The sequence below is a fragment of the Lewinella sp. LCG006 genome, from assembly GCF_040784935.1.
In the GTDB taxonomy this organism is placed as follows: Bacteria; Bacteroidota; Bacteroidia; order Chitinophagales; family Saprospiraceae; genus Lewinella.
This window is the reverse complement of the sequence record NZ_CP160680.1, coordinates 4,470,817-4,487,918: the sequence shown is the minus strand read 5'-3', so window position 1 is coordinate 4,487,918 and position 17,102 is coordinate 4,470,817. Positions and strand designations below refer to the sequence as shown.

The following is a 17,102-nucleotide window of genomic DNA, read 5'->3' as shown; positions in this document are numbered from 1 at the left end:
GATCAATCCAGAAAAGCGAAAAACCAAGAAGTTGACTGAGGAAAGAAATAGGCTCAATAAAAGATGGGCAGATAAAATTCCAACAAACCCACTTACAGGGTTCTCGATTTTCAAATCTCCGTAAAGGTACGCTTTATTTAAATACCGCGCCACTTTTTTTCTAATACCCAGATAATTATACCGTTTTTAGTACTTTCAATTCTAATTATTGATTTTCCATGAGGAGGACATTATTTAAAAGAGTAGGCCTTGTATTGTTGCTGTTGTTTCTGCTCTGGTGGGTATTTGCATTGCCCCGCACTTTGTTTAAAATGCCACTAGCAACAGTTATCGAAGATGCCAAAGGCAACTTGCTTAGTGCTCGGATAGCACAAGATGGGCAATGGCGGTTCCCTTCGACAGATCGACTTCCTGAGAAATTCCAGGTTTGTGTACGGGTCTTTGAGGATCGTCGCTTTTGGAATCATCCTGGCGTAGATTTTCGGGCTTTGGCACGAGCCTTCCGCCAAAATATTCGAGCAGGTCGGATTGTCAGCGGAGCGAGTACCATCAATATGCAAGTCATTCGGCTGTCCAGGGGTAATCCCTCTAGGACATTGGGACAAAAAATACTGGAAATCCTATTGGCTATTCGTTTGGAGGTCGCTTATCCTAAAGCGAAGATTCTCCAACTGTGGGCAGACAACGCTCCATTTGGAGGAAACGTAGTGGGTTTAGAGGCTGCCAGCTGGCGTTATTATGGCAAAGCTTCGGCACTACTGAGCTGGGCCGAAGCCGCAACCCTGGCTGTACTCCCCAACAGTCCAGCACTCATTCACCCCGGCCGTAACCGCGCAGCACTGGAAGAGAAAAGAAATCGCTTATTAGCACATTTGCTGACTTTAGGCGAGCTCGATCAACAAACTTATGAGTTGGCGATCAGCGAACCGCTGCCTGGCGCTCCTCTCCCCCTCCCCTCTCTAGCGCCTCATCTTCTGCAACATATCGTAGCCACTAATGGTCCGGGGCGCTGGATCGTCAGTATTGATGGCCAACTCCAACAAAGACTTATCCGTCTTGCCCGCCAGCAACAGTTACGGCTTGCTGGTAATGGCATCCACAACCTAGGTGTCCTCATCCTGGATACGGAAAGTGGTAAGGTACTGGCCTACTTGGGCAACCTTCCTGAGCTGGCTAAAGAGCACAGTCCTCAAGTTGATTTAATCCAAGCTCCCAGAAGCCCTGGCAGTTTACTTAAACCTCTGCTCTATAGCCTTTCTGTACAACAGGGGGTGATTTTGCCAGCAGAATTGTTACCCGACATCCCTTCTGTTTTTGGTGGTTTCCGACCAGAAAATTTTCACGAGTCCTATGCTGGAGCTGTACCAGCCCAACTGGCACTTGCGCGCTCCCTAAATATTCCCTTCGTCTATTTATTGAAAAAATACGGGGTTGCCCCTTTCCACAATGCACTCCGGGAATGGCAATTTGATTTCATCAACCAAGGGCCTGACCACTATGGTCTATCCCTTATTCTGGGAGGATGCGAAGTAAGTCTTTGGCAAGCAACAGCCTGGTACAGTAGCCTGGGTAGGATGCTCCTTCATCAAAAAAAATTTCAAGGCCAGTACGACCCCAAAGATTGGCACTTGCCTGAATACCTTTATTCCTCCTTGCCTCCACCGACACCTCGCCTAAAAAATGCCCCTGGATTAGTGGGAGCAGGAGCCGCCTGGGCCACTATTCAAGCCTTGGAAACCCTAGAACGCCCCGATAGCGAAGGCGACTGGGAAGCCTTCAACTCCAGTCACCGGATGGCCTGGAAAACAGGTACGAGCTTCGGGTTTAGAGACGCCTGGGCGGTGGGGGTAGACCCCCAATATACCATCGGCGTATGGACAGGTAACGCCGATGGCGAAGGACGCCCGGGCCTAGTGGGCGTACAAGCTGCCGCTCCAATTCTCTTTGCAGTTCGCCAGCTGCTCCCAGCCGCAACCAAAGGCTGGTTTGAAGCTCCTCTTAACGACCTGGCACCAGCTTTGATTTGTCAGCAAAGCGGTATGCTCGCCAGGTCTTACTGTCCGGCCGACAGTCTTTTACTTCCCGTAAGAAAAGGTGGTGGTGAAATCTGTCATCTACACGAACTCATCTATCTTGACCAAACGGGTCTAAGGGTAAACCAGCAATGCCTGGGATCAAATGAAATGCCTCAGGCCCAGGCCTGGTTTGTGCTTCCGTCGTTGCAAGCTTATTATTATCGGCAGCAACACCCCTCCTATAGTCCACTCCCTTCTTGGAGAGATGATTGCCGTCCTTCGTCTGAAAGCACTCCTCGCATGCAGTGGATTTACCCTACTCATGCCACCAGAATAAAAATTCCAAGAAATTGGAAGGGTGAAATTGAGGCCGTGATTTTTTCAGTTGCACATCGCCAGTCTGATGCTACCATCCACTGGCACCTTGATGGTAATTATCTGGCAACGACCCATCAGCTACACACCTTGGAGCTGCAACCCTCCGCAGGCGTCCATCAATTGACCCTCATTGACCAAGATGGGCAGCGATTAAGCAGGCAAATAATTATAGAAGAGTAATAGAGTTGTTCTGCTGGAAACAGCAGCTAGGTGTTGACTTTCTTCGCTGATGTCTTCACAAAGCGATCTACAGGTTTTGATTTTGCCTCTTTTTTTGTGCGGGCTTCTACCTCAGCAGGTTTATATCGCCATTTTTCCCAGGCAAAGGAAAGTGCTCCAGCAGCTAAATTGAGCATGCCCAATAAACTCTCAAAGGGCTTATCTATTAACAAAAACAGCAATACAATGACATTAAAAAACAAGAAAATGAATTGTACCCAAGGATAGAGCGGCCCTCGCCAACAGTTTTCCTCGCCTATTTTTCGTCGACGCAAAACAAACAAGCCAACCACCGTTAGGATGGTGAATAACTGTAGCACAAAGCCACTGTAAAGCAGTACTTGTTCGAAAGAACTGGTCGTGACAAGAAAGACGGATATTCCTGCTTGTAACCAGATGGCCCGTACGGGTACACCCGTTTGATTATCTCTGGCAAAATACTGCCACATTTGATAATCACCAGCCATCGCACGAGTCACCCTGGAGCCGACCCAAATCATCGCACTTATCCCTGCGATCAATAAGCCAGCGATCATAAAGCTTACGATACGCCCCCCGGTCTGGCCGTACATAAGTTCCGCAACTACCTGCCCTACTTCTACCTTTCCGGCTAATAAATCGGGAGGAGCTTGGCGTAAGAAAGCGACCTGCAAAAGGATAAACAATAGGCTCACCAAAAGGGTCCCTCCTAATAATGCTTTGGGTAAATTCTTTTTGGGTTGTCTGATCTCATCGGTCAAATATGCCGCCGCATTCCATCCTGAAAAAGCGTAAATAACATAAACCAGCGAAACTGCGTAAATGGGTTCAGTGATTGACGACCAGGAAAAGCTTAGTCCTTGCGCATGATCAAAAGGGCTTCCGGCCGCTGCTGGCAATAAGAAACCACTAGCGATAAGGACGAGTACTAGCAGTACCTTCATTCCCGTAAGGATATTTTGAAACCTACTACTTTGCTTGATATCAAAGGAATGAACAAGTGCCACAAATAAGATAGATAACATGGCTACAGACGAGCCCGACCAGCCTAAAAATTTAGCCACATAACTACCAATGGCCATGGCTGCCAAAGCGATTGCGGCAGCAAAGCCTACGGTGATACTTACCCAACCCGACAAGTACCCTAGAAAAGGATGATAGATCCGAGAAAGAAAATGGTATTCGCCCCCAGACTTGGGTAAGCGGGTAGCAATTTCTGCGTAAGTAAAGGCACCAGCAAGTGCAACAACACCACCGATTACCCACAGCAAAAGGATAGCTCCCATATCCTGCAAACTAGCCAATTGGAACCCAAGCGTGGTAAACACTCCAGTGCCAACCATATTTGCAATGACGATTGCCGCAGCAGTAGCCCAGCCTATTTTTGTTTGGTTAAGCGGCATAATAATTAATTCAGCGGAACAGTTTTTACCGCCTTGATATTAAACCCATTATGAAGTGATAAAATTACCGGTTACTTCACGTGGGTATCGACGCTTTTATATAACTGCGTAAATCTACAGCTTATTGGACAGGTACAAAGATTGAGAAAATAGATTAACGAAAGTATAACAGCTTGATTTTATAAGCGATGAAGGCGAGGAACCAATACCCCAAGTATCGCCCCAACGCCATAGCCGACGAGCACATCAGAGGGAAAATGCTTACCAGCCCGCATTCTGCCATAACCCGTTAAAATTGGCAAAATGGCAGCTGTAGCCCAAACGGTTGTCTTATGTCGGCTATCTGGGTAAATATCATTATACATTTGAGCCCCCGCAAAAGTAAAATAGGAGGAAACTGCCGTGTGCCCAGAGAAAAAAGAATAGCGAGCTTCCTGTTTTAGTTTCAACTCCAGGGGAGCAGTACCGTTGTAGACAAAAGGCCGAGGTCGTCGAACGAGTGTTTTCGTAAAATTAATCAGCCCGGCATTGATCAGCGCCCCTTCCAAGGTTATCAGCAGTAATTCACCACTGTGCGCACGGTTGTCTTTATCCAACAGCAAAGCAAAAGGAAAAGCTATAGAACTGAGGGCGGTAACATTACTAAACTGGTGGGCCGAATTTGAATAGTAACGGGTAGAATAGCGATCAAATCCAAAAATTTTATCAATTTCTAATATTCCTATCTGCTCTTCCAACAAAGGTTCGACCCGACGATCCAGATAGATAGAAATTCCTGTGGTCAAGATGCCGGCTCCTAAAACAGGAAAATCTACTTTGTTACTTAACTGATAGGGAAAGGTTTGTTGAGCAGCAACGGAGGAAGAAAAGACCAGGAAAACGGAAACAACAACGGCAGATAATCGCATAATTATGGTTTTCTAGAGCTTTTATGATTTAACAGATCCTCTAGAAGGATTTGGTTAAAATGAATAGACTTTTCTAGAGGAACAAGGGTTTCCCTAGAAAAGTCTATTCCACTACACAAAAAAATAAAATTTATTCTTTGTGAGCGTGCTTCTTTTTGATGACACCCTGACCATTCAGCCATTCAGGAAGCGCATAAGCCATCCCTCTACCTTCGTAAGGTACTTTTTTGATATCATCCCGGCGATTAGCAAGTTTTTGCAAACTTCTTACGACCATGGTTTGAATCTCATCGGCTCCAGGATTTTCCCCTTTAGCGGCTTTATCTTGTTCGATAAAGGCAACAATTTGAGAATTAATCAAAGCGTGATCCGTATCGCGTAGTGCCTTGAAAACAAGCTCATCGTACTCTGAAAGTCGATAACCTGATGCTCTCTCTTTACGTTCTTTTTTTACTTTTTCCTTGGCTGCTTTAGGCTTGGCTGCTTTAGGCTTTGCCGTTGTCGTTTTATCCTTTGCCGGGCGGCCACGACGTTTTGCCTCAGGTTGGGTTGCTTCAGTAGAGGCTACCGGTGTTTCTACCTCATATTCTGCTAAGATAGCAGCTTGTTCCGCTTCGGTTTGTTCAATCGTTGGTAGGGCAGATTTCAAATTTCGGATCATATTTTTCGTGTGATCCAGTTCGAATTGCAGCTGTCGCTGACGAGATTCGTAGTTAGCGAGCAGCTGTTTAACATCGCTACTGCCAAGTTTCAAATTAGCCATTTATGTGTGTTAGTTTGCTACATCCCTAACTGAACAGTAGTTTAATGCTTTGTGTTTCGGACTTAATCCTCAACAACTTTCAGGGGACTTGCTAGGGATGCATTTTTCTTTAAATACATTAATCAAATCACTAAACTCTGTTCAAAAAAATCAACAAGTAATCTATATACGAATTAATTCCAATATAAATTGCTTATCCCGACAAAAGTAAGAGAATTTAAATTTAATTAGTAATCTTTTTAAATTATGTGTAAACTAAATAAGACCTCCCGTACAAGAAAGCAGGATAGCTAAAAACCACAAAACACTAAAAATCAAATAATTACACATTTAAAAACCATAAATTAATTTTTCATCCACTCACCTCCAAATCACGATTATCCTCCCCTTTTGGGAAAATTCAATGGCAAATCTGATTATTTTATCGCCAATTCAACTGTTCTCTAAGTTCAGCGTTGGCCGTAGTATTAGCGTTTTTCGACCAATAATCAAGTAAAACAGTGTTGCTTCGTAATGCTTTAGTGGTTCGCATTTTACCATCAAAAACACTAGGATAGCTATCTAGCCAACCTTCGATGTAAAATGGCGCAACAGAAGAAAATACGATGGTTAAGGTACGCTGAAATTCTGGATATTCAAGAACATAAGCTTTGAGTTTTTCTCCAGTGAAGTCAGCTCCCTCATAGTCTTTTAAGCTAGCAGTAGCAGTATATGTCTGATATGGCTTGTGTTTCAATCGAAGAAAAGTAAGTCCAGGGATAAACTTCAAGTCCTCTCCTACTGGTAGGCGTTGGTAATCCATTCTTATCCTGTTCATCAACTCCTCTTCTAATAGATTTGCCGAAGCATTTTTTTGGTCGTCACCTTCCGATTCAAAATAAGAAAACTGTTGGTATTGATATTCTTCCCCCTTTAAATTGATCTGGCTAAAAACTTGGCCACACCAATCCTGGGCGGAATGGGTTACTTTCAAAGTTCGAGGAAAGTCACGTGTTTTGACAGGAGTAAAGACCGAAGTCATGATGGAATAATCATACAAGCCAGTCGTAAACCGGGTAATTCCGTTCATTTTCAGGATCGGTGTAGAATTAGCACTTTCGTAACGATCATTCTTCACTTGTCTATCCGTTAAGAAATCTTCGGTAACAAAAACGAGCAAGGCTTCTCCTGGATGAATATCCTGGTAGCGATTTTGCTCCAATGAATAAACGTTTAATTCTCCCTTGCCTTGGTACCAATATTTATCAAGGGTGTTGGTAGAGTTGGTAAAAGGAGAAACCAGAGAAGAAGTCGGTGCGGATAAGCTTGTAGTAGCTGTTTTTAAGCTAGCTGTGCTTTCCGAAGGTGGTGTCTCGCAAGCGACAAAAAGATAAACAATAGCTATTGTGCTGAGCAACCAAATTGATTTGTTCATCGTGAAATATTTCCTTTAACAACAGCAAATCAAGTTAATAGGTTGACAAAAAAAGCGACTTTGCTACGAATCATCGTTAAACAAAGTCGCTCCTATCTAAAGAAAATATCGGTATTAAATCGTCAAAAAAATCAATTTGTTTAACGGATTTTCCGATTAATAACTATTTTTGCGTTGAAAGTTTACTAATGCACTTTTTGTCTCAGGGCTCTTTACGTTGTAAAGAGCCCTGGATTTTTTTGTATTGCTACCCAAAAAAAAGACGCAATAGTCATCCTATTGCGTCCCAAAAAGCTTAAAGTCGAAATAAAATATCTTTTGCGCGCCTTACCCTAACGGACATAAATAACTTCTGTCCACTGCTCATCAGAGCTTGTCATTTTCAAAAAGTACTCCCCTACCGGTACTTGTAAAAGATTGATACGCTTTTCTATCTCGGACAAACCCGCAAGCGTTTCCTGGTAGAGTATATCACCATTTTTATTTAGCAACTTGATGCTAAATGCTTCCGCTGTAGGGTTGTTGAGATTAACGTCCAGTTGTCGCCCCTTAAGAATCACCTCTGGCTGATAAATGACTCGCCGCTGGGTCAGCTGGTATTGAATGGCGTGCTTGGTTAGTCGAACAGGTTGACGAATTTCAGTAGAATTTGTTTTCAGAATAAAGACATAGTCTCCCTCCTGTAATAGCTCCAGGCTATAAATACCCTGATAATCTCTACCTGAAATTTTCTGCTGTAATAGCACCTCGCCTTTGACGGATTTCACTGAAAAATCGGCCTGTGACTGGTCAAGGCCCTCAATTTTCAGTCCAAACTGCTTTCCAAGCCCTGCGTTGATAATCAAAAACCCTGGTAAGTTGTTCGCCGCTACCATAAGCGGCAAACTAACTACCACAACCAACAAGGCAAGTAGCTTACGTTTTAAAATATTAGGATTGTTCATGTTCATGTTCATTTGGTCTAAAACAAAGATCGTGTATTTTCAACACTAAGTTAATACTGTAAACAAAGCTACTGACAGAAGAGTTGCATTTCTACCAGTATCTTGATAAAAAACGATACTTTTTTAACCTAACTTGATCATAATTTCGAATCAAAAATCAATATAGATTAACTAAAGCAAACTTACGCCTTAGGAAAGGGTGTTGATCCAAAAGAAATTCCTCTCCCAGATTAATAAAAAAAATATAATTGGGAATTACCGTTCCCTAATTCATTCGTGCGCCGAAAGCCTAGAATCCTTATTTTTACCTTTCGCAATCCAAAAAACCCCATGAACTATTTCATTTTTCTTCTATTCCCTCTTTTTTCTTGTCCTCTTCTACTCTTTAGCCAGGTATACACCCCTTCTTCTGGCAGTATGGCCGCAGCCCATTTCCAGGATGGACAATCAGCTTTACTTGGCAAAGATTACGCTACCGCCATTCGCCATTTCAGGAAAGCATTGCGCGAACAGGAAACGCTGACGGTGGCTCACAGAATGATTGGTCAGTGTCATGTACTGCTTGGCCAATACCCCGAAGCTGCAAACGAGTATATTCAGGTTCTTAAATCCGATAGCTTGTTCTCAAGGATGATCTATTTCGAGTTGGGGGATACCTACTACAAAATGGGGGAGCCAGAGATTGCCTTGCGCTATTTTAAAACTTTCCAGGTTTTACAAGAGCAACCCATTGAAAAATTTGGGCTGCATGGCGTTGAAGAGCTGGCGGATGAACTGGTTATCAGTGATCGACTAAACAACAACATCCGGGCATGCCAAATGAGCATTGACTCGGTGAAATTCATCAATATCACCGAAATTCAAAATCTCGGCAAGGACATCAATAGTAGTTTCGATGACTACTTCCCTTTTCTTTCCAATGATCAGCAGCAACTCTACTATACGCGGCAGCGTGCCAATGGAGACGAAGATCTTTACTACAGTCAAATGCGAAACGGCACCTGGCGCAATGGAGAGCGTATCAAAGACTTCAACACCGAGCAACCCGAAGGGATGAGTACGCTGGTGCGCAATGGTCGACAACTCTTTTTCACAGCCTGTAAACGGGATAGCGTAGCTGGACCTTGTGATATTTGGGAAGCGCTGATTGATGGTGCAGAAATCCAGGAGATCACACCTTTGGGAGCACCTATAAATTCTGTCTACTGGGAATCGCAAGCAGCTGTGAGTTGTGACGGGAGCCAACTCTTCTTTGCCAGCAATCGCCCTGGTGGAGTGGGAGGTACTGATATATATATGACCGAAAAGCTCCCTAATGGCAACTGGAGTTTGCCGGTAAATTTGGGGCTACCACTCAACACGCCCGGTGACGAGGAAGCGCCATTTATCTCCAACGATGGAAAAACCCTCTATTTTTCCAGTACGGGCCACCTTGGTATGGGAGAGCAAGATATTTTCATGAGCTGGTGGGACGAAAGGCAAAAACGATGGAGCGTCCCTATCAACCTTGGGCCGCCCGTCAATGGCCCTCATCGGGAACTGGGTTTCTATTTATCCGCAAGTGGCAAGACGGGCTTCTTTGCCAGTAATCGTCCTGGAGGAATGGGCGGGATGGATATTTACCGTTTTGAACTTTCGGAGCAATTGTACGGCGAACCCATCACCTTTCTTGAAGGCATCGTCAAAGACTCCGTTCTCCATACGCCCATACAAGCCACAGTAAATATCAATGGCAGAAAAAGCCCCTTGACGACCGATGCGGAAGGCCGCTTTTTCCTCTGTGCTGGTGCCGAAGAAACCTTAGATCTTCAAATTACGGCAGACGAATACCGTCCGTACCATAATCAGTTCTTCATTCCTCAATGGGAGAATCGTTCATTTTTCAATCTCAATTTATTGTTACAACCCAAGTTTAGCTTTCTTGCGGAAATAGAAGCAGCATCGCAACTGCAAGACGCTACGCCTAGAAGTATCCCTAAAAACATTACCCTTGAACATCATATCCTTTTTGGCTTCGATAGCGATGAACTGAGTCAGGGCGAAGTAGAAAGTTTAGAGGCTTTGGTGGAAAACCTGAAGGCCAAAGAGGTAAAGACCGTTGAGATCGTAGGCTATTCCGATGATATTGGTACGCAGTCCTACAATTTAGCCCTTTCGGAACAACGTGCTAAAAAGGTAGCAGTGTTCTTACTAAGCAGAGGCATCGAAGTAGACGATATCCATATTGAAGGCAAAGGAACTATCGTCAATGATCGTACGCGCGCCTTTAACCGAAGGGTTGATATTAAGATTACGCTACTTTCTGATCAATAATATTTTATTTAAGTAAGATGTCTGACGACCAACTAAAAGTGGGGTTTGCCCAAATAGCACCGGTATGGCTGCAGCGACAAGCGACCATTGATAAAATGCTGTCTTATATTCAGCAAGCAGGAGAACAAGGCTGCCAGTTATTGACCTTTGGGGAGACCTTGCTTCCTGGCTATCCTTTTTGGTTGGACTTCACGGATGGTGCCCGCTTCAACTCCGCTCTGCAAAAAGAAATGCACGCCCATTACCTGGAAGAAGCCATACAAATTGAGCGAGGAGATCTCGCTGCTTTTTGCCAAGCAGCCCGCGCTTACCAGATGGCTTTGCTATTCGGCATCGTGGAGCGCCCGGCTGATCGAGGTGGGCACAGTGTGTATTGCTCATTGGTGTATATTACCCCTCAAGGAGAGGTTGCCAATGTACACCGCAAGTTGCAACCTACTTACGAAGAACGATTGAGTTGGTCGCCAGGGGATGGCCACGGTTTGCGAACCTTCCCTCTAGGAAAATTCACGCTGGGAGGACTCAACTGCTGGGAGAATTGGATGCCGCTACCCAGGGCGGCACTCTACGGTTTGGGGGAAGACCTACATGTAGCCATCTGGCCCGGCAACGTGCGCAATACCGATATCCTGACCCGTTTCTTGGCTAGAGAGGGGCGTTCTTATGTTATTTCGGTGAGTGGATTAATGCGCAAGAGTGATATTCCTTCCCTGATCCCTCATTATGATTTGGTACATGACAAAGCTCCCGAATGGATGGCCGACGGTGGCTCCTGCATTGCTCATCCTGACGGAAGCTGGCTCTTGGAACCCATTACCAAAGAAGAGTGTCTACGAGTTGTTAGCATTGATCATCGTAGCGTGCGAGAAGAACGGCAGAATTTTGATCCGGCGGGGCACTACTCCCGTCCAGACGTTACGCAACTTCACGTTAACCGGCAGCGACAAAGTACCCTATCTTTTGAGGAATAGATCAAGTGGACAGATTACCTTTTGATCCTTTTTGGGAACGCTTTACAAATGGGTGATTACCTTTAAGGCTGAAAAAATAAATGTTGACCATGAACCAGGCTGCCGATATCTTTGATAAAATTGTAAATACCCGGAGGGCCGTAAGGAAATACCAGGAAGATGCCCCTTTTGATGCTGATGCAGTAGCCCGTAGTTTGGCTCGTGCTGTACTTGCACCCAATAGCAGTAATTTGCAGACCTGGGAGTTTTATCGTATTAGATCAGCAGCAACTAAAGCGGAAGTTGCCCGCTTGTGTATGAACCAGAGTGCTGCCCGCACCGCGCATGAACTTATAGCGGTCGTATGCAGAGGAGACAAATGGAAAGCCAACAGCCAGCGGGTATTGGCGCACATGCGCACGAGCTTCTCTGACCCACTGACCAAAAGAGACCAACGCGCAATAGAATACTACAAACGCAACATTCCGCTGCTGTACATGAATGACCCCTTTGGTTTTATGACGCTGTTGCGGACCCTCATCGTGCAATTTAAAAGTTGGCAAGGACCAATGGTGCGTTGGAGTAGCAGTGCCAATTCCCGGATCATTACCCATAAGAGTGCAGCACTAGCTGCGCAAACCTTTATGCTCAGCATGCAGGCCGAAGGGTACGCTACCTGCCCCATGGAAGGTTTTGACGAAAAACGGCTTAAACGTTTACTCAAACTGCCCCGCAAAGCAGAAATCAATATGGTGATTGCTACTGGTCCGGAAGAAGAAGGCGGCGTATACAGTGACCGCTTTCGGTTTCCTTTGGAAGAGGTGGTGAAGGAGGTGTAGATGGTTGTTGGTTGTTGGTTGTTGGTTGACCTTTGACCTTCCCTAATCTTCGGTAGAATTCCTTTGTTCCAGCACTTTTTCGGCGATTTCTACGAACGCTTCTACGCTAATTTGTTCAGGGCGAAGCTGGTAGCGTTCGTGTTGGATTTCTTCTGAAGAAAGGATGCTTTTGAGCGAATTGCGCAGCATTTTCCGGCGTTGCCCAAAAGACAACTTTACTGTTTGCCTAAAGGCTGACCATAGCTCCTCGCGAACCAGGGGATCTTCCCTACGTACCAACCGAATAACGGCTGATTTCACTTTGGGTGGAGGGTTGAAATTGCCTCTACCGACCGAAAACAGGTACTCGGCATGAAAAAAAGCCTGAACCAATACGCCGATAATACCGTAGGTTTTGCTCCCTGGTCCCGCGACTACGCGATCGGCTACTTCCTTCTGAAACATACCCGCCATTTCGGGTACTTGATCGCGGTATTCGATGGTTTTAATCAGGATTTGGGAAGAGATGTTATAAGGGTAGTTGCCAATAATCGCGAAAGGCCCCGTAAAAATCTCCTCTAATTTTAACCGGAGGAAGTTGGCAGAAATAATGTTGCTGACAGCGAGCTGTGGATAGTGGCTATGTAGATAAGCCACCATATCGGGATCGGCTTCAACCACTTTGAGGTCAAAGTCTTTTTTGAGCAAATACTTGGTCAGCATACCTTGGCCAGGGCCAATCTCCAGGACCTGGTTGTATTGGTCGGTGAGCTGTAGCGCATCCGCAATTTGCTGGGCGTACTGCTCATTGGTAAGAAAATGCTGGCCGTAGGATTTCTTTGCGCGCACAGGAAAGGAATTGAAATGAATGGGCAAAGGTAAGCTTTTATTGTTCATTTGAACAAGGGCTGATTTCAGGTATACTGGCTAGCCGATGGCGTGGTAAGGAGGGATATAATTAATGGCACTAGTAGCTAGTGGTCTGTCAAACTTAAACTTTCCGGTTGCCCGATGCGTCTTTCGGCACTGCTCTTCGTTGGAGAACCCCTTACGTAGCGCTGCTATGCGCGGGAACCTCCGCCTCGATCAGCACCAAAATCCGCGTTCGCTCAACCGGAACTTTAAATGTTGACAGACCACTAGAACAACATGGATTGTGGGTTACTAGTGAATCAACCGGTAGTATTCATATTTCCTCCTCTTGAAAGCAATTCTACCGTTGGGAGTAACCTTTCCATTAGGTTTTACAAGAAAAAATCGGTAGACTTTTTTCAAAGGTAGTCCTAGCTTATTATTAGGTCAGCCACCTTTTAGTGATTTTTTTTATCGAACGGCTACACCACTTCCGCCAGATTGGTTACCCACCTCCGGCCCTGTGGGCCACCTCCGCCCGAGCGGAGGACATGGGCGGGCCGTGGCCCGTAAGTATTTGGGGTGTAGGCCGAAGGCCGGAGCTTGGTACCAGGATGGCGCAAGTATGCCGACTAGAAAGTCGGGAGTGCAGCGGTAGTGTGCTGCGCCAGCAAGCACTAAGAGCGAAACAGGTGCTAGCCAGCGCAGCGCGGCTATCCCCCCAAAAAGATCGGCAAGTATCCTCTTTGATTACAGTACGGTATGGCCTACGAACTCAGCATCATCGTCAATGATGAGCGCATCCTGGCGGCGGATACCGATGGCGCAGGGGTGATCGCAGTAGAAGACGGAAGCTTGGTAGCGATAGCCCTCTTCATCGACAGCAAAACTGGCCAGGTCTTGAAAAACCGGGGGCATATTGCTATAATCACCATCGTTTTCAGCCATGGGGCGAGCATTACCGTCGAACAGGGCCACATTCTCTCCGGTACGGCCGAAGAGGGGCTTGCGAGCGTAACGACCATCAGGAAAATCAGTGTAAGAGAACGATGCCTTCAGCAGTGCCGGCTCTTGGGGATGATCCTTGAAAACGTGGGGCAATACGCCTTTCGACTGCATGATCATGGTCCAGGCCGGATTAATAATTTTGACTTTATCTTCCATGACCAAATCCGTGAGGATGTCCATGAGTTCGGGTTCTTCGTAGGCAAAAAACTCCCAGGGGATCATTTTGTACCAAAAATCGAACTGGATAAACCGATCGGGGCCGACCTCGATGAAGATGCCGTTTTCGGGATCGAAAATGACGGCCTCCAGGGCGACTTTATGCACTTGCTGAAAACCTGCCGCCTTGGCTGCCTCGGCCAATACTTCGACATTGAGCCAGTCTTCTTCATAGCCCAAGGTAGAGAGCAGCAAGGTGGGTTCTTTGTCGGGATACTGCTGCAAAAGACGCTGAAACCGACGGGTAAGCCCAACGAGCAAGGGATCGAAGGGGCCACTACCTTTTTTCTTGCGCATTTCTACCCAGAGGTGACGTTGTACATGAGCCGTTTCCGGCATCAGCGAGCAGGTATCGGCATTGAATTCCAGCATTTTGATGGGGTAGTCGCCAAAGCCTCCCGCGAAATCAAAGCGCCCGACCAGGAAGTCGTCCAATTCATTTTCTACGGAATACTTCACCAAACGCTGAGCGATGTGGGGAATACCCAGATCCCGCCAGTTTTGGTCGCGTGCAATTCGTTGAGCCGTGTTTTTCAAGGCTTCGAAGCAGTGTTGTCCGGCCTGGGCCCAAGCTCGCTGCTCAGACTCACTGATGCCAATGATTTCATCGGCAAAATAGTCTTCATTTTCGCCCATGGACAACCACTCCATCCCTTCTCTGCGCATGAAGCGCGAAGAAGGGACGGGGGCAGGAAATAAGCGATTATCCACCATAAGAACGGCTTGAACGGCTGGTACCATAGCCTGAGCGACTACCACTGCTAGGGCGACTCACCCGCTGAGAGGTAGACCTGATGGTGTTGCCGGTAGAGTTATTGACCCGGTTGTAGGTATTGGGATCGGTATAAGCGGTAGCCGAAGGGCGGAAACCACTACTCAAACTACGGCCAATCATATAGCCAAAGAAGCCATAGCTGGCAGCGCGCATAATGCCACTACCGCGGCTGGAAGTGCTTTGCTGCTGCATGAGGCGTGCCTCCATGAGGGTGAAGGTGTCAATGCCTCCGTCGAGGTATTTGGCAATGATTAAACTCTGAGAAGTATCCGCAACCGGTACTTCATCTTCAATTTTGAATTCATCGGGCTTTACCTCCTGTACAGTGGTAATAAGGCCCTGGGTAGGAACTTCTACTTCTTCGTATTCTACGTTGCTACCACAGCTACTCAGGACAGCCATGCCGAAGGCAGCGACGGAAAACGAAAAAAACAAATTGCGAACCAAGTGTTTAGTAAACATAAAAAAGGGTTGAAGTGAAAAGATGGGAAAGAAAGCGCTTTCCTTTTATTTCCCCAAATATAGTAAGAATAGGGAAAGTTCAAATAAAGCCTACTTTTGCAGCAGACTAGCAAAACTGATGGCTGTGAAAAAAGAATCTTTCCAACTCTCCGAGAAATCGGCATTGATTATTGCTGTTTTTTTGGCGGGGCTATGTTCTATTATCTACGAGTTGTTGATCTCAACGACGAGTTCGTATTTTCTGGGGGATAGTGTCAAGCAATTTTCGCTCACCATAGGTGTGTACATGGCGGCCATGGGGCTGGGTTCTTACCTTTCTAAATTTATTGATCAACAACTCTTGGTGAGTTTTATCTGGATAGAACTTGGGTTGGGGTTAGTAGGTGGGGCCAGTGTACCGATTTTATATGGCTCTTTTCATTACCTCACCGCAGGGCAATACCAAGGCTTGATGCTGGGGTTGACGGCGATTATCGGTACACTTACGGGATTTGAGATTCCATTATTGGCCCGCATCATGAAGAAGTATTACCCGCTAAAGGCCAACCTGGCGAATGTGTTATCGCTGGATTATATTGGTGCCTTGGCGGCAACCTTGTTGTTTCCTTTTCTCTTGCTGCCGTTTTTTGGGCTGTTTCGTACTTCGGTATGCTTTGGATTATTGAATATTGCGCTGGGGTTCTTCATTTACAGCTACTTCCGCTCAGCGGCCAGCAACAAGGGGCAAAAAGGTATCTGGATCATCTCAGCACTGATCATTATTGCATTTACCGTACTGCTGCTGTACAGTCGGCAGTTGCTGCAACAGTGGGAAAGTCAGGCTTATTCTCATACCATCATCCACGCTGAGCAAACCCCTTACCAACAGATCGTGCTGACCAAAAACCAGGACGAGACGCGGCTTTATCTTAACCGAATCATCCAGTTTTCTTCGCGCGACGAATACCGCTACCACGAGGGCCTGGCGCTCCTCCCCGCCGGCTTCTTACGCCAAGCCAAGCGGGTGCTCATCCTGGGTGGTGGAGAAGGGCTACTTGCCCGAGAAGTGCTGAAACTGCCTACCGTAGAAGAGGTGGTGGTGGTAGATTTGGACCAGCGTGTTTTTGATTTAGGCATCCACCATCCGCGTCTAAAGCAGGTCAACGAGGGTGCCTTGACTCACCCCAAAGTAAAAATGATCGCGCAGGATGCCTCGCTTTTTTTGCGTTTTGATTCAACGCTTTTTGATCTTATCCTGGCGGATTTGCCTGACCCCTCCAACGAGGCAGTTGCACGCTTGTACAGCACCTACTTTTTTCGGATGGCAAAAAACAGCCTGGCGCCAGGAGGCATTTTTGCTACGCAAGCAGGCAGCCCTTTTCATACCCGGAAAGCGTATTGGTGCATTGTGGAAACTATGCGCGCTACGGGTTTTGCGGCTATCTTGCCGTACCACATCTATGTACCCTCCTTCGGGGAATGGGGCTTTGTTTTGGGTGCTGATCGCCCGCTGGGTACTCCTACCCTACCCCTTGGTGTGTCTACCCGTTATTTAGAACCGGATCGACTGGAACACCATTTTGAATTTGCGCCAGACATAAGTGCGGTTGACCAAGTCAAAGCCAACACCCTCGATCAGCCTGTGCTACTGGACTACTACCTTGGCGAATGGAAAACTTGGCGCAAAGAAAAAATACAGTAAATTG

The 17,102-nt window shown here is 46.3% G+C and carries 13 protein-coding genes; 5 read left to right on the top strand and 8 right to left on the bottom strand.

The features are described from left to right. Positions 1-218: 218 nt before the first annotated feature. The gene (gene pbpC / locus AB0L18_RS16235) at positions 219-2,573 is read left to right on the top strand and encodes a penicillin-binding protein 1C (protein ID WP_367388355.1); all 2,355 of its coding nucleotides are present in this window, start codon (positions 219-221) and stop codon (positions 2,571-2,573) included. A 26-nt stretch (positions 2,574-2,599) separates the two neighbouring features. On the opposite strand, the gene AB0L18_RS16230 is transcribed toward pbpC, so the two are convergent. From AB0L18_RS16230 to AB0L18_RS16210, 5 genes are all read right to left on the bottom strand, one after another. Beyond that, complete coding sequence (locus AB0L18_RS16230; RefSeq protein WP_367388354.1) at positions 2,600-3,994, bottom strand: APC family permease; 1,395 nt, start codon at positions 3,992-3,994, stop codon at positions 2,600-2,602. A gap of 179 nt (positions 3,995-4,173) precedes the next feature. After that, entirely contained in the window at positions 4,174-4,902 is a 729-nt protein-coding gene (locus tag AB0L18_RS16225) for a phosphatase PAP2 family protein (protein ID WP_367388353.1), read from the bottom strand. 130 nt (positions 4,903-5,032) lie between these two features. Beyond that, positions 5,033-5,665 carry a hypothetical protein gene (locus AB0L18_RS16220; protein WP_367388352.1) on the bottom strand — a complete coding sequence of 211 codons (633 nt, stop codon included), beginning with the start codon at positions 5,663-5,665 and terminating at the stop codon, positions 5,033-5,035. A gap of 421 nt (positions 5,666-6,086) precedes the next feature. Beyond that, complete coding sequence (locus tag AB0L18_RS16215) at positions 6,087-7,079, bottom strand: hypothetical protein (RefSeq protein ID WP_367388351.1); 993 nt, start codon at positions 7,077-7,079, stop codon at positions 6,087-6,089. Between the two features lie 332 nt (positions 7,080-7,411). Continuing rightward, positions 7,412-8,023: a hypothetical protein gene (locus AB0L18_RS16210; protein WP_367388350.1), complete on the bottom strand. Its 612-nt coding sequence runs from the start codon at positions 8,021-8,023 to the stop codon at positions 7,412-7,414. A 330-nt stretch (positions 8,024-8,353) separates the two neighbouring features. Here AB0L18_RS16210 and AB0L18_RS16205 point away from each other — a divergent pair, with 330 nt between their 5' ends. The 3 genes from AB0L18_RS16205 (at position 8,354) to AB0L18_RS16195 (ending at position 12,125) form a co-directional block, all read left to right on the top strand. After that, positions 8,354-10,336, top strand: a complete 1,983-nt coding sequence (locus AB0L18_RS16205; protein ID WP_367388349.1) for an OmpA family protein — start codon at positions 8,354-8,356, stop codon at positions 10,334-10,336. A 17-nt stretch (positions 10,337-10,353) separates the two neighbouring features. Next, positions 10,354-11,307, top strand: coding sequence for a carbon-nitrogen hydrolase family protein (locus tag AB0L18_RS16200; RefSeq protein WP_367388348.1), 954 nt, complete (start codon positions 10,354-10,356; stop codon positions 11,305-11,307). A gap of 89 nt (positions 11,308-11,396) precedes the next feature. Then, on the top strand, positions 11,397-12,125 hold the full coding sequence (locus AB0L18_RS16195) for a nitroreductase family protein (protein WP_367388347.1): 729 nt from the start codon (positions 11,397-11,399) through the stop codon (positions 12,123-12,125). A 42-nt stretch (positions 12,126-12,167) separates the two neighbouring features. Here the strand turns inward: AB0L18_RS16195 and rsmA are convergent, their stop codons facing one another. The 3 genes from rsmA to AB0L18_RS16180 all read right to left on the bottom strand — a co-directional run bounded on the left by rsmA (position 12,168) and on the right by AB0L18_RS16180 (position 15,417). Then, positions 12,168-13,001: a 16S rRNA (adenine(1518)-N(6)/adenine(1519)-N(6))-dimethyltransferase RsmA gene (rsmA, locus tag AB0L18_RS16190; RefSeq protein ID WP_367388346.1), complete on the bottom strand. Its 834-nt coding sequence runs from the start codon at positions 12,999-13,001 to the stop codon at positions 12,168-12,170. A gap of 705 nt (positions 13,002-13,706) precedes the next feature. Beyond that, the gene (locus tag AB0L18_RS16185; protein WP_367388345.1) at positions 13,707-14,894 is read right to left on the bottom strand and encodes a glutathionylspermidine synthase family protein; all 1,188 of its coding nucleotides are present in this window, start codon (positions 14,892-14,894) and stop codon (positions 13,707-13,709) included. Beyond that, a complete protein-coding gene (locus tag AB0L18_RS16180; protein WP_367388344.1) occupies positions 14,884-15,417 on the bottom strand; it encodes a hypothetical protein in 534 nt (177 codons plus the stop codon). The genes AB0L18_RS16185 and AB0L18_RS16180 overlap by 11 nt, the downstream gene beginning before the upstream one ends. Before the next feature lie 124 nt (positions 15,418-15,541). Between AB0L18_RS16180 and AB0L18_RS16175 the strand changes: the two genes are divergently transcribed. Then, complete coding sequence (locus tag AB0L18_RS16175) at positions 15,542-17,098, top strand: polyamine aminopropyltransferase (RefSeq protein ID WP_367388343.1); 1,557 nt, start codon at positions 15,542-15,544, stop codon at positions 17,096-17,098. Positions 17,099-17,102: the final 4 nt, after the last annotated feature.

Excerpts from the sequence above, each read along its gene's own strand:
- AB0L18_RS16225 (WP_367388353.1), bottom strand. The coding sequence starts at position 4,902 with ATGCGATTATCTGCCGTTGTTGTTTCCGTTTTCCTGGTCTTTTCTTCC.
- rsmA (WP_367388346.1), bottom strand. The coding sequence starts at position 13,001 with ATGAACAATAAAAGCTTACCTTTGCCCATTCATTTCAATTCCTTTCCT.
- AB0L18_RS16210 (WP_367388350.1), bottom strand. The coding sequence starts at position 8,023 with ATGAACAATCCTAATATTTTAAAACGTAAGCTACTTGCCTTGTTGGTT.
- AB0L18_RS16215 (WP_367388351.1), bottom strand. The coding sequence starts at position 7,079 with ATGAACAAATCAATTTGGTTGCTCAGCACAATAGCTATTGTTTATCTT.
- pbpC (WP_367388355.1), top strand. The coding sequence starts at position 219 with ATGAGGAGGACATTATTTAAAAGAGTAGGCCTTGTATTGTTGCTGTTG.
- AB0L18_RS16180 (WP_367388344.1), bottom strand. The coding sequence starts at position 15,417 with ATGTTTACTAAACACTTGGTTCGCAATTTGTTTTTTTCGTTTTCCGTC.
- AB0L18_RS16230 (WP_367388354.1), bottom strand. The coding sequence starts at position 3,994 with ATGCCGCTTAACCAAACAAAAATAGGCTGGGCTACTGCTGCGGCAATC.
- AB0L18_RS16205 (WP_367388349.1), top strand. The coding sequence starts at position 8,354 with ATGAACTATTTCATTTTTCTTCTATTCCCTCTTTTTTCTTGTCCTCTT.
- AB0L18_RS16220 (WP_367388352.1), bottom strand. The coding sequence starts at position 5,665 with ATGGCTAATTTGAAACTTGGCAGTAGCGATGTTAAACAGCTGCTCGCT.
- AB0L18_RS16195 (WP_367388347.1), top strand. The coding sequence starts at position 11,397 with ATGAACCAGGCTGCCGATATCTTTGATAAAATTGTAAATACCCGGAGG.
- AB0L18_RS16185 (WP_367388345.1), bottom strand. The coding sequence starts at position 14,894 with ATGGTGGATAATCGCTTATTTCCTGCCCCCGTCCCTTCTTCGCGCTTC.
- AB0L18_RS16200 (WP_367388348.1), top strand. The coding sequence starts at position 10,354 with ATGTCTGACGACCAACTAAAAGTGGGGTTTGCCCAAATAGCACCGGTA.